At 41.7% G+C, this 11,883-nt stretch carries 18 protein-coding genes; 8 read left to right on the top strand and 10 right to left on the bottom strand.

Annotated elements, in window-relative coordinates:
* Nucleotides 1-54 precede the first annotated feature (54 nt).
* From HWQ42_RS11590 to HWQ42_RS11630, 9 genes are all read right to left on the bottom strand, one after another.
* A complete protein-coding gene (locus tag HWQ42_RS11590; protein ID WP_292812088.1) occupies nucleotides 55-270 on the bottom strand; it encodes a hypothetical protein in 216 nt (71 codons plus the stop codon).
* Between the two features lie 67 nt (nucleotides 271-337).
* On the bottom strand, nucleotides 338-721 hold the full coding sequence (locus HWQ42_RS11595) for a hypothetical protein (protein WP_292812091.1): 384 nt from the start codon (nucleotides 719-721) through the stop codon (nucleotides 338-340).
* A 9-nt stretch (nucleotides 722-730) separates the two neighbouring features.
* Nucleotides 731-1,048, bottom strand: coding sequence for a hypothetical protein (locus HWQ42_RS11600; protein ID WP_292812092.1), 318 nt, complete (start codon nucleotides 1,046-1,048; stop codon nucleotides 731-733).
* Nucleotides 1,045-1,308, bottom strand: coding sequence for a hypothetical protein (locus HWQ42_RS11605; protein WP_292812093.1), 264 nt, complete (start codon nucleotides 1,306-1,308; stop codon nucleotides 1,045-1,047). The genes HWQ42_RS11600 and HWQ42_RS11605 overlap by 4 nt, the downstream gene beginning before the upstream one ends.
* 66 nt (nucleotides 1,309-1,374) lie before the next feature.
* The gene (locus HWQ42_RS11610) at nucleotides 1,375-2,133 is read right to left on the bottom strand and encodes a hypothetical protein (protein WP_292812095.1); all 759 of its coding nucleotides are present in this window, start codon (nucleotides 2,131-2,133) and stop codon (nucleotides 1,375-1,377) included.
* Nucleotides 2,134-2,292: 159 nt separating this feature from the next.
* A complete protein-coding gene (locus tag HWQ42_RS11615) occupies nucleotides 2,293-2,505 on the bottom strand; it encodes a hypothetical protein (RefSeq protein ID WP_292812097.1) in 213 nt (70 codons plus the stop codon).
* Between the two features lie 92 nt (nucleotides 2,506-2,597).
* On the bottom strand, nucleotides 2,598-3,137 hold the full coding sequence (locus HWQ42_RS11620) for a hypothetical protein (protein ID WP_292812100.1): 540 nt from the start codon (nucleotides 3,135-3,137) through the stop codon (nucleotides 2,598-2,600).
* The gene (locus HWQ42_RS11625) at nucleotides 3,124-3,282 is read right to left on the bottom strand and encodes a hypothetical protein (RefSeq protein WP_292812102.1); all 159 of its coding nucleotides are present in this window, start codon (nucleotides 3,280-3,282) and stop codon (nucleotides 3,124-3,126) included. Before HWQ42_RS11625 ends, HWQ42_RS11620 begins: the two co-directional genes overlap by 14 nt.
* 27 nt (nucleotides 3,283-3,309) lie before the next feature.
* A complete protein-coding gene (locus tag HWQ42_RS11630) occupies nucleotides 3,310-3,885 on the bottom strand; it encodes a hypothetical protein (protein ID WP_292812104.1) in 576 nt (191 codons plus the stop codon).
* Nucleotides 3,886-4,079: 194 nt separating this feature from the next.
* Here HWQ42_RS11630 and HWQ42_RS11635 point away from each other — a divergent pair, with 194 nt between their 5' ends.
* The 6 genes from HWQ42_RS11635 (at nucleotide 4,080) to HWQ42_RS11660 (ending at nucleotide 9,249) form a co-directional block, all read left to right on the top strand.
* The gene (locus HWQ42_RS11635; protein WP_185582802.1) at nucleotides 4,080-4,328 is read left to right on the top strand and encodes a hypothetical protein; all 249 of its coding nucleotides are present in this window, start codon (nucleotides 4,080-4,082) and stop codon (nucleotides 4,326-4,328) included.
* 481 nt (nucleotides 4,329-4,809) lie between these two features.
* Nucleotides 4,810-6,414: a hypothetical protein gene (locus HWQ42_RS11640; RefSeq protein WP_292812109.1), complete on the top strand. Its 1,605-nt coding sequence runs from the start codon at nucleotides 4,810-4,812 to the stop codon at nucleotides 6,412-6,414.
* A gap of 92 nt (nucleotides 6,415-6,506) precedes the next feature.
* On the top strand, nucleotides 6,507-6,710 hold the full coding sequence (locus HWQ42_RS11645) for a hypothetical protein (RefSeq protein WP_292812114.1): 204 nt from the start codon (nucleotides 6,507-6,509) through the stop codon (nucleotides 6,708-6,710).
* Between the two features lie 24 nt (nucleotides 6,711-6,734).
* Nucleotides 6,735-8,222 carry an IS1380 family transposase gene (locus tag HWQ42_RS11650; protein ID WP_292812116.1) on the top strand — a complete coding sequence of 496 codons (1,488 nt, stop codon included), beginning with the start codon at nucleotides 6,735-6,737 and terminating at the stop codon, nucleotides 8,220-8,222.
* Between the two features lie 246 nt (nucleotides 8,223-8,468).
* Nucleotides 8,469-8,978 carry a hypothetical protein gene (locus HWQ42_RS11655; RefSeq protein ID WP_292812117.1) on the top strand — a complete coding sequence of 170 codons (510 nt, stop codon included), beginning with the start codon at nucleotides 8,469-8,471 and terminating at the stop codon, nucleotides 8,976-8,978.
* A 139-nt stretch (nucleotides 8,979-9,117) separates the two neighbouring features.
* Entirely contained in the window at nucleotides 9,118-9,249 is a 132-nt protein-coding gene (locus HWQ42_RS11660) for a hypothetical protein (RefSeq protein WP_292812118.1), read from the top strand.
* A 3-nt stretch (nucleotides 9,250-9,252) separates the two neighbouring features.
* Here HWQ42_RS11660 and HWQ42_RS11665 read toward each other — a convergent pair whose 3' ends face one another.
* Entirely contained in the window at nucleotides 9,253-10,443 is a 1,191-nt protein-coding gene (locus tag HWQ42_RS11665; RefSeq protein ID WP_292812119.1) for a YafY family protein, read from the bottom strand.
* Between the two features lie 208 nt (nucleotides 10,444-10,651).
* Between HWQ42_RS11665 and csx18 the strand changes: the two genes are divergently transcribed.
* Together csx18 and cas1 are read left to right on the top strand one after the other, a co-directional pair.
* Nucleotides 10,652-10,924, top strand: coding sequence for a CRISPR-associated protein Csx18 (gene csx18 / locus HWQ42_RS11670; RefSeq protein WP_292812120.1), 273 nt, complete (start codon nucleotides 10,652-10,654; stop codon nucleotides 10,922-10,924).
* Between the two features lie 138 nt (nucleotides 10,925-11,062).
* Nucleotides 11,063-11,883, top strand: an 821-nt coding sequence (gene cas1 / locus HWQ42_RS11675) for a CRISPR-associated endonuclease Cas1 (protein WP_292812121.1), incomplete at its 3' end; no start/stop codon positions are given.

An 11,883-nucleotide genomic window follows, 5' to 3' on the forward strand; every position in this document is an offset into this window, starting at 1 on the left:
CTTGAGAAAACATATTTCTTGTTTTTCTTGGAATAATTTATTCTTTGGAAGTCCCTAAGTTGTACACTCACGTCGTAGCTGATTATCAAGAGAAAGCCAATTGATAATTTCTTCAGCCCTGGCTCTTTTGATGTAAAGTTCTTGCAGAATTCTATCTCGAAGAGTTTCTAATCTCGCTGCTTCTAGGTAATTCTTCTGCAAAAGCAAAAGCTTGTGTTGATCATGAAGTGGATCTACTTCTGTTGTTACCTCAGAATCAAATCGCTCCATAACAAACGCGCGAAGATAATCATATTCGTTCAAGAATTTTTCTCCCTCTTATATTGGATAATTTTTACTAATAATTCGAGTTTTCTCCGATACCATATTGCCATTTTAGAAAACTGACAGGAGTACAGATTTCCTGCCAATCGCAAGCTCCCATTGGTGCATTCCAATCTTGTCGGTATTCCTCTTCAAAATACCCCAATCCCCAATGCCAATCGTCATATTCTGGCTGTGATTCCCATCCAAACCAGAAAGCAACATTTACTTTAATCAGATATAAAAACTTAATCATCCATCCGCCACTGTCATCATAAATAAAATCGTAATATTCTCCTAAAAAGCGTTCACTTGTTAATGCAATTAAATCCATTCTTGACCAAATATTCATCTGTTTATTTTCTCTACTTTGTAATTCACTGCGTACAGTTTTACAATAAAAGTTTGTTGATTTCATCTGGCTCACCTAGCGTTGTAGCTGCTTATACTCATCCCAAATCCTGGGATTATGAGGTGATGACATTGAATCTTCAAATTCCCAGTTCTGAGAATTAGTATCGAAAAACTCAATCGCTGCATCAAAACCATATTGCAAAAACCTTGTGTATGATTCTTCCGAACAAAGAATCGATTCGGCAATTGCAGTTAATAGTTTGAGATTAGTTTCAGTTGCCGCTCCCTCAGATTGGAGCCATTCAATTGTTGCCAGTAGCTGTTGTTTAGCAGAAGCCGCAGTAGATGGTGGTAGTGCAGCGATGGGAATAAAACCTGTCAATTGTTTCATAAGTCCTCCACAATCGCATCATCAGTTGTCACCTTCTTTTGAGATTTGGCTTTGGTAATTTGGAATTCGTTCGCTTTAATCACAGGCATTGCTGCCTCTTTAACTGCTGCTTTCGCTTGGTAATAAAGGAATTGAACTACACCGTCCGCATCTTCTTCATCTTCAACCTGCGCCCATAAAGAACAACCTAATTCGATTGATTCATAATTGCCCAAGTTAAACTTTCTGGAATAACTAACTGAGACAGTACCGATTTTCATTTACTTGTTTGAACCACTAATTTATGTAGTGGCGACTCACGTTTGAATCGCCTTTTTCGTGTTTAATTACCGCTTGTTACCTTGCGGCATTGCAGTCTGATTCTGTCCTTGCAGAGATGCCCTCGCCTCAGTCTCCGAAACCGGGGATAATGCTGATGCAGTGACAGCATTATTAGCCCAGCGTTCATACGTTTCATTCGTTACCCAGTGGAGTGTTGCCCCAGATTCCGCACCAGAGCGAATCATCTCTGCTGCAACGAGAGCATCCTTCTCAAAATCAGACTGAGGATTGCGATACGACCACTGAATGAACCAGTACGTTCCCAGTGTCCCTTCCACCTTCTGAAACTCAGCGCAGAAAATATAGTTTTTGAGTACCGAAGCGATCGCCTGATAACAGAATTCTTTTGGATCTCCCGGCATCCCTTCCTCGCACCACTGCTGGAAGGCACGATGGGCGAAGTGGTTGTACAGTCCAGCAAAATTGTCTTTACTGCGGCGGTGCATCAAGAAGCAAAGCAGCATGGAGGCTGGGCCCTTAAACTGGTCTTTTAGTCCGCCTGCCACTGGAATCACCCACAGTTCAGTAAATGGCTCGTTAGTGAAGTTCTCGTTGATAGTCAAGGCACGGTCAGGACGAGAGATTGCGATTGCAAAATCAGCCTTGTTACCTTTGAGATATCCTCCTGCTTGTGCTTCTAGAATCGTCAGCTTTGGAGGACAATCGAGAAGGAATTGACCGTACTCTTTAGCGCAATTGGCTTGTAGTTTCGGTTGGCTGCGTGGAATGAGAAAGACGCTGTTGTTGATAATGATTGTTTCCATAATTGCGTTGTTGTTGCTAAAAATTGCGTTGATACTGGATAGTGTTCGACTTAGCTATTTATGACAATGCCAAGAATTGTTTTTAACTCGTATTTCAGCAGTTCAATAAAGTGAAACTGGGGTATTTCCAACCGTGTGGAATTGTTATTGTTGGTTGCATTATTTTACCTCCTGATTGAACTTGACCTCGACAACTTCTTCCACGCACCCCATAACCTCACCCAAGTAATGCAATGTATCGCCCACGTGAGTTGCTGCTTCTGGGTCAATCTTTTTATCAGCAATCAACTTGAGCCAGTTTTCATCTTGGGCGATCGCCTGAATATTCAGGTAACACGAGTTGAATTCTTTCAGTATTTCTATGGGTGACATTGATTTATTCGATGAATTGTGGTGTTCTATTTGGATAAAATTTAAGTTTGCTCCTCGCTATACAGGTGGGTTTACCCTACCCACCCGTTTCCTTACGCTGCAATTAAATCTCTAGTTTCTGGAACGTACCTTTTTAAGCGCTCCCAATCGTCAAAAGTTAGTGCGTCAAATTCTTTATCCAGTAATTCTTCTTCTGTAACTGGTTGTTCTGTAGCCGTTGTTGATATCCTCGCCACCTTCAAAAATTCATTAAGCTCGAACGCTGCATCCAATGCTTTGGCATATCGAAGAGAATCGACTTCGTTACACCAGTGGGTAATATGTTGAAATATCACCCCAATCATCGAATCACCTTTGTACACGCGATAGTTTCTGGGGCAAGCTCCATTCACGTATACAATTTTGTAGCCAGGAATCTCTTGCACCTCTGCGTTGGTGTCGGTTGGAGGTAGGAGTATTTTGTCAAGAGACTCTTCTAACTCCGTATGTTGACAAGAAAATGTGGTAATCATATTTGGTGTGCCATGATGATCTGAATTGTCATAAATTTCGTTGTAGAGGCGATTGCTTTCCTCTAGGGCTGCGATCGCCTTTCTCACTTGCAGAACGAGGAAATTTTTACACCTCTGCATTCGCATCTGTAGCAGGTAGGAGAATATTTTCTTGACACTCACCTACTTGAAGTGAGATGTTACTTGCTGCACTTTGTGTAATGATTGTTATTTCTAAAGCAGCGATTGAGCTTTGGAGGCGATTGCTCTTGTCTTGGGGCAGCAATCGCCTTTTCTGCCTTCAGCAAGCAACTTACGCTGCTACTGCCGCTCGGACTCCCAACGACGCAATCACTTGTTCGGCACTCGGAGCCACGCGATTGACTCCGTACTGTCTTGGTCTTGCGTACCACCCTTGTTGATTGCACCCGACGAAGCCGACAAAGTGCCCGTCTCGGTAGAGTTTGGTGCTGAACGAAAGCCAGTCAATCTGACCGTGGTACAGACCAAAAGCAGTGCAGGCTTCTTCCAGTTCATCGCTCAGGCGTTCATTGCGCTCCAATGGAGTTTCTGGAAGTGTCGCTTTAACCTCTGCAACTCTTTTTGCGAACCAGTCCCTATCAAAGGGTAGTCGTCCGCTACCGACTAACTGCACCCATACTGTGATTCCGCCTTCGATCCAGATCGTGTGAACTGATTCGGATTCCACTTCGATAATCTCGCCAATGATGCGGCGATCTCTGCTGGTGAGAGGATCTTGGGTTGGGGCTACAGCTTCGGCTTGGGTTTCGAGGTGGCTGTATAGTTCTACTTGGGCTTGGGCTTGCTCATCTATTGTGTTGCAGTGGAAGCTTCTTGGTGCTTGCTGTGAATAAGCAAAGTAGTTCATAATAATAGTCTCCTTTTTAGGAACAAAGGCGATCGCACTGCTTACCAGGCTTGGGGCGATCGCTTTTTGTTATTCTGTATTTACTTTAACCTTTAAAGCAATACTTGTCAATACATTACGATACATATTATTCAATACCTTGCAATACAAGTTTGAGCAAGAGTAAATTTAGGGTGTAAGGACTGAAGAAGTGTATGGCTAATTTAAAAAAACAAAGGACTTTTATCTCGTTTGAAATAGACCCTGAGATTAGGGAAGCGTTCAGTCAACAACTGAAATCTGAAGGTAGAACGGTGTCAGCTGTTCTTAAACAGTTTATTGAGGATTACTTGAAGTCCACTGAAAAACCGCAAGACCTAACAGAGGTAATCAAGCGATTGGAAGAAGTTGAGAGAAAAGTTGGTATTGAGAACAATCGACTAGTGGGGGAATCAGCCGCCTGAGAGAGGAGAACGAATCTCTTAGGCAAACTCACGCTCAACTATTAGAACTACTCAACAAAGACAAACCCGCCAATGATCAGGCGGGTTAAGTCTTTTTTAGGGGATATATAGCTTTTACAATACTTGTATTGTAAAATCGATACGAGAGAGAGGCCATTCCCCTAGTATGGAGAAAGATAATGGATCAAGATAGACGGCTACAGCGAATAGAAGTGACATTAGACCGAGCAGTATTAGATTACCTTGTCAGGCAATTCGGCAATGGAGCAGTCTGATTAACTATTACACTGCCGCATACTAAAAGCGATCGCCGCCGGCAAAGCACTGCGATCGCTTGCTCAAGTCGTGAACTACAAAGTGAGCTAATTACGATGTTGACATATTTTTGGTCTGATCCAAAATCAGCCAACTGCTCACTTTGCTGCTAATTGCACTCCCTGGTTGATACAGGACAAGCATTTACCAAACGTGGGTAACAATCATGCTGACACTAGAACCCGAAACCACATCAGCACTCGATTACAGTGTTCTCAACACCAGCATTCAAGACACTTTCACCGCCATTAACCGTTTTGAATGGCAAGCAATAGAAGAGTTGCGAGTGATGCGGGAAAACTGCTATTACCTCGATGCTGGCTACAAAAGCTTTGAAGATTATTGTGAAAAGGAGCTAATCAAATACGGTGGCTATCGTCGGGTGAGAGATTTGCTGTCTGCCTCAAAGGTAAGAGATACTCTACCAGAGTCACTCAAAGACAAGATTACCAAACCTTCCCAGACTCGCCCCTTGCTGAAACTGGTTAAGACTCCCGACAAGTTAGAGCAAGCCGTAGCGATTGCATCCCAAGAAAAATCCTTCCCCACTGCCGCCGATTTTGCTAAAGCAGTTCAGAAGGTTGTTCCAAAAAATACGTCGCCCACTAGAACCAGTAGCACAAAACAAGAAAAAGTCAAAACGCAATTCTGTAATTCTGTCACTGTTTCTTCCCTTTCACATCCTAAATATGGTGAATCGGGAGTGATTGAGGCAGACGCACCGAATAACTATCAGCAGATTGTCACCTTCAGCGATGGTGAGAGGCTGCTGGTAAACAATAGTGATTTGGCTGATTCAAATGATGCAATTGTGTCCGAATCGAGTGGGCGGACTTACCCTAAAGAATATTCTGAAGCGATCGCAGCGCTCGAAGAACAGCATAAACAGGAACTAGAGCGACTTTCCCAAGAATTGAGGATTGGTTTGCAAGCAGAAGTATCGGCCAGAGCAAAAGAACAAGTACAAGAGCAAATCTCATCATTGCAAAACCTTTACAAGCAACAAAGGGAGCAAAACGTTCAGTTGCTGCAACGGCTAAACGAAATGGAATCGCTACGGCAGTTAAAGGCTGAGAACCAACAACTCCTTTCTCGCATTCAGGAATTAGAAAACGCCGTTCAACAGCGCCCTTCTCAAGAATGGGGAAATACTATGAGCCAGCAAGCGACTAAAGCGTTGACCAAGCAAGTTAAACAAGCTCTGGAGAAAACGATTGATCTGCGATCGCTGGCCCAAGAACCGCCCAAAGAGAACGCCCAGGAATGCTTACGTTTAATGGGCATGGCTTTGAAAAACTTAGCCAGTGCTATGAACAATACCCAAGCGCTTGAAGCTGCGGCCATAATTCTAGGGAGTGAACCGACACCAACTGCGATCGCTTATCGAGCCGAGCAATTGGAAATGCTACCCCAAGCGGTTAGTGATGTTCGAGCAGCGCTAGCTAAACCTGGGTGTACGTGGCAGGACTATTGGGCAGTGGCGCAAGAGTATGAGGTGATTAAATCAGACTATTGGGCGGAATTAACTAAACAAGAAACAGAGTTAATTAAAACTCTCAAAAACTCATCCACTGAACCTCGGACAATTGGCATCGGTTCTATTGTTGCCCATGCTGACCCGTACCGGACTCTGTATTTGGAGAGGGGCGAAGTTGTAGACGAGGTAGGGGGCAAAGTGTTAGTAGCTTGGGATCACTGGCGCAATGAGTTGAAAAAGACTCAAACCTATTCCAGGGAAGAGTTGCGATTCTGGCAGGGCGAAAACCAGTAAATAAAGACTCGCTAAGAGAATAGCCAAAAAACTTAAACGTGGCATTGGTGCAATGTCGCCCAGATTGTCATGGAAAAATTTAGGAGATAAATATGACTACAGCGTTAAAAGCAATCAATGGTGGCAGCAAACAGCGAAGCGATGTCCAAGGACAAGCCGCTTCGCGTCTACGCAAACAAGCTTCAGAAGACAAATCAATTAGACCACATTGCAAAGTATCGATAGAGGATATCAACCCGGATTTCTCACAAACTCAGAAAAAACCGGAGATTAAAACTGATAGAATGTATACATAGTAAGCATTTGACCAGTTTTAACCGATGAATCGAGCCGCAACGCGATCGCTCCCAAAACAGTTCAGATTTGAACAGCCAAAATCACCTCCTGTCGTAGTTAACTTCAGTGGGGGACTGGTAACATATGATGCCGGATTAAGCTTAATTGCTGAAATAGATAGAAAACTGCAAATCACATCACAGTTTGCACAGTGTTTCCAAGATTACCGAAAGCCAAATCGAGTTGACCATTCGATAGAAAGCTTAATTAAGCAACGGACATACGGGCTGGTCATGGGTTATGAAGACTTGAATGACCACGAAGAATTACGCCATAATCCAATGTTTGCTCTAGCAGTTTTAAGAACAATTGGAATGGAGGATGAGCAGGCAAAGTTGGCAGGAAAGAGTACATTAAATCGACTGGAACATTGCCCTGAAGATGTAGAACAAGGAGCAGACAATCGTTACCATAAAATTGGGCACTCTTCATCAGAAATTGAAAGTCTATTTGTCAAAATATTTCTCGAATCTTACGCCAAAGAGCCAAGACAAATTATTTTAGATTTAGATGTAACTGATGACTTAGTACATGGCAATCAAGAGCAAGTTTTCTTCAATACTTATTATGCGGGATACTGTTATGCTCCACTTTATATATTTTGTGGAAAATATTTATTAGCAGCCAAACTTCGCCCTTCTAATGTAGACCCAGCATTTGGGGCGTTAGAAGAATTGCAGAGAGTCGTTAAACAAATACGTCAACAATGGCAGAATGCCGAGATTTTAGTACGAGGAGATAGTGCCTATTCCAGAGACGATATCATGACATGGTGTGAGTCACAGACTGGGGTTAACTACGTTTTTGGATTGGCGCAAAATAGTCGTTTAATTCAGATGACTACCACGACTAAAAATAGAGCCTCGCTTGAGTATGAGCAGAAACTATCAACAGTAGTTTCATTTTTAGAAACTGTATTTAACCCCGAAGAACAACTTCCTGAAGTTGCTTCTGACTTGATTAATAACTCAATTTGGTATAAATCTTTAGACTACCAGACTCGTGAATCTTGGAGTCGTAGTCGCCGTGTTGTCTGTAAAGTTGAGTATGGAGTCAAGGGAACCAATATTCGTTTTGTTGTCACATCAATTACTACAAATAAGATGGCTCCAGGTGAACTTTATACCCAGAAGTATTGTCCTAGAGGTGAGATGGAAAATCGCTTTAAGGAACAACAACTGGAACTTTTTAGCGATAGAACCAGTACACACACATTTGCAGGAAATCAGTTACGATTGTGGTTTTCTTCTATAGCTTACGCTTTGATGAATGCCTTGCGGTCAAAATGTTTGGCGAAGACAGAACTACAAAATGCCCAAGTCGGAACTATTCGGACTAAATTACTGAAATTAGGCGCACTCATTACTGTAAGCGCACGGCGAATTTTAATTGCAATTACTAGCTCAAGTCCTTCCAAGCATATTTTTTCTACTGCTTACAGATACTTAAAAATACTGTCTAATACTGCTTAATCTAAAATCGAATTGCATTTTATCCTAATTAATAATACTTTGGGCTTGGTTTAATTCAAGCCTTGTTTTGGATGCTTAATTTTATGAATAGAGTGTTTTGATTCCAGTGCCAAGAAAAATATAGTAGTTTTTTTATCCTGATGACTACTAATTTGTACTTACTTTATTTACTCACTTAATTTTCAATTGATGATGTATCAAAAAAATGTCTTAGTTCGAGTGCTGTGAATTGATTTTTTATTGTTTGTGAGAAATCCGGGTTCCGCCGCGCCCGTTGCCGAAAATAAATTTTCTTCAAGTTTAGCGATCGCACATCAAAAAATAGAACCGAGTCGTCCCTCTGCTTCTTTTTTGGCTGAAAACTTGGTTTCTGGTGATGAGGATAAAGTAGATCATGAAGGCACTTGTTCCGCCGCGCCCATGTCATTAAATCAAAGTGAGATATTTGAATGGTTGGATAGAGCAAACGTTGGAGAATGCCCCCCATTGTGGGTAATTCAATATTTGCTAGACAGCAAGTATTACGCCAGCATGAGGGCAACCATCAGCAAGTTTGAAAAGCAGTGGAATCTATCCGTAGTCAATTATCAGGTGCAAGAATCTAGTGAGGCGTTGTTTACTGCCGTTCGCGGAGCGTCTCGTAGAGAAGGTATCACCATTAGATCCAAGGCTAGACTATTGCGAATGGAGAAACTGAAGATGGCTTCTCTGGTTGGGGAAAATCCTGGTTTTGACCCGGAAGATTGCAGATTGTAGAGGGCAGATTGCAGATTGAATTCGGTACAAGCCCCGCCCCTGGTGGGCGGAATAAATCTGAAATCTACAATCTCCTATCAGAGAAGCTGCATCCCTGGTGGGTGCAGTCAATCTCCAATCTCCAATCGGCAATCTTCAATTGCTTGACTTCCTCCAACAATGCTGTCATGACGATCCGGCTTTGCAGATTGTGATCAAGAAGTTGCTGGCGAAGTTTCCGCAGTGGGGGATTGCGATTGTGGATGGGGTGTTAGTTGATTGGGAGGGGTAAAATTCATACTGTCTCAGAATAGCGTGCAGCTAAAGCGATTGCTGCTTGATGGTGCTTATCTGCTAATGCAGAAGGTGAAATCATTTGAGCTTTATCCATGTGACGATAAACCCATAAACTAAATTCGTCTATTGAACGCTTTGGCAAATCAATTGTATAAATGACATAGCTAGGTTTCCCAGTAGTTTTGTCAATAATTCCAGGGATAATTTTTTGTTTTGGATGGCGGCGTTCTCCTTCCAAAATAAATCCTGTCATTGGAGGGAAAAAATGAACTTCAACTTTGATTAAGTCTAAATTCCCTTCTAATTCTAATTTTTGAGATTCGATATCACCTAAATTCAAACCCCAACCGTTTTCTATTAGTCGGTAAGCCTTAGTAAGACTTACTCTCTGTAATTCTAAACCACGTGTTGGGATGCCCAGAGGCACACAATAATTTCTGAAACGGTTTAAACGTCCGATTGCTAAATGTCCAGTTTCACAGTATTCATACAAGAGATACCAAGCAATATCTTGGTAAATTAACTGTAAGGGGAAGATGCGTAGAGGTCCAATACGATTGTTGCCATAAAGGTCACTACCACGAGAAATTTCTATTGCTTGTCCCTGACTAATGGCTTTTTCTACTAACGGCAATTGGTGAAATAATGTATCCTGATGTTTACCCTTTTCAGCCATTTCTTCAGGGTCAGAATATACAATTGTGCGGTTAAGATATTGTCTGGTTGGGTAAAAAAAATCACCCTTGAGTTCCATATCTAATCCCCGCAATCTTTTGCTGAGAGTCTCATAAATTCGTCTGACTTGGGCATCTCCTTGGTACTGAGCAAGGGAAGCCAAAGCATTAAATGCTACTTTTAACTCGGCTGAGGATAAAGCGGCAGTACCAAGATAATAGCCCCAACGATACATTCGCTGATCAAGAATAGTGTAGTGTCGAAGAGTTTCTAAATCTTTGCGGAGGGTAGAAACAGCAGGATAACCTGCTGGTAATTCTATCTTTAATTCAGTCGCTAATTCCTGTAGGGTTTTTTGCACTGTTGCCAGAGCATCATGGTGTAAATCATTCCTAGAGTCCATCAAATCAGGACTACCGATACCTGGATGTTTCAGCAGAGTTGCAATTAACAGCATCAGGCGTTCAAAAGCTAAGTGTTCTTTGTAAGGTTGGGATGCAAGTTTTTTGGGCATAGTTAGAGGGAAGTGGATGATTGAGGTTCGAGCATTCCCAAAAAGAAAATATTACAGTGATGCCAAGAGAATACCTGTAAAGCTTTTATAACAGCCTTTTTTGTGAACATCAATCAAATTTTACTTTATAGGCATTTTCAAGCTTTTTTATGATTTTCAAGCTATAGTAGCCAGTACAAACATCGGAAATAGGGTTAAATTTATCACTATGTATATTTCACGTCGATCTGCTACTGTACGTAATGCTTTAGTCTCTTTTGTTAATGGTGGTTTAACTTTAGTGATTTTATTAATTGCACCTATGGGTTTAGCGGCAGTAATAATTAATACTTTATTAGTGACATTTGCTACTTATATTGTTTCTAGCGTGGCTGATCGGGTAGTTAAGTGGTTGGAACCAGGAGGAAAGGCGGAATTAATTTCTCCTGTGCCTGGAAATAGTTCTTCACGAAAGTCAAAATTACAACGTTGGTGGCAATAGTTACTTGTACTAATTCTTTGTCAAACTACACAACATCAAGCTTGAGTTTGTTGAGACTTGGGATTTTACCCCCCCAGTCCCGAAACAATCTCACTCTTAGGTAATCAGTATTAGAAGTTTTTGATAGTTCATAATTCTATGCAGACTCTTTATGTTTCTCAACAAAATTGCTATGTGTGTTTGCAAAAAGAAACTTTAATCATAAAGCAGGGAGAAAATATTTATGGTGAAGTGCAGTTACCTCTGTTAGAACAAATTCTAATTTTTGGTAGCTCGCAAGTTACTACTCAAGTAATTCGTGCTTGTTTGTTACGAGATATTCCTATTGGTTATTTATCACGGATGGGATATTGTTATGGTCGGATTTTACCTATTTCTAGGGGATATCGGCAATTGTCGCGCTACCAACAGCAATTATCACCTATTGAAAAGCTAATTACTGCACGGGCTATTGTGCGGGGAAAGTTGAAAAATAGTCGAGTGTTGTTGCGGCGACAGAGACAAAAGCGGGAGTCGGAGGTGTTAGAAAAGGTGCTGCTAAGTTTAGATTATTTGGCTGAACAAGCGGCACAAGCTGAGACTTGCGAAAGGCTGATGGGGTTTGAGGGTGCAGGGGCAGCCCAGTATTTTAATGCTTTTAGTGAGTGTTTGACTAATGCCGATTTTGTGTTTTCTGGTCGGAGTCGTCGTCCTCCAGGAAATCCTGTAAATGCAATGTTGAGTTTTGGTTATCAAGTTCTTTGGAATCATCTTTTGGCATTGATTGAACTTCAGGGACTTGACCCTTATTGTGCTTGTTTGCACCAAGCACATGATGGTCATGCAGCATTAGCTTCTGATTTGATTGAAGAGTTTCGCGCCCCACTTGTAGATTCTCTAGTGATGTGGCTAATTAATCGCAAGATGGCAAAAGTGTTGAATGTTAAGAAAAATCCGATAAAAATAACCCAAAATATGGT

This window comes from Nostoc sp. JL23 (assembly GCF_017115065.1).
Lineage (GTDB): Bacteria > Cyanobacteriota > Cyanobacteriia > Cyanobacteriales > Nostocaceae > Nostoc > Nostoc punctiforme_A.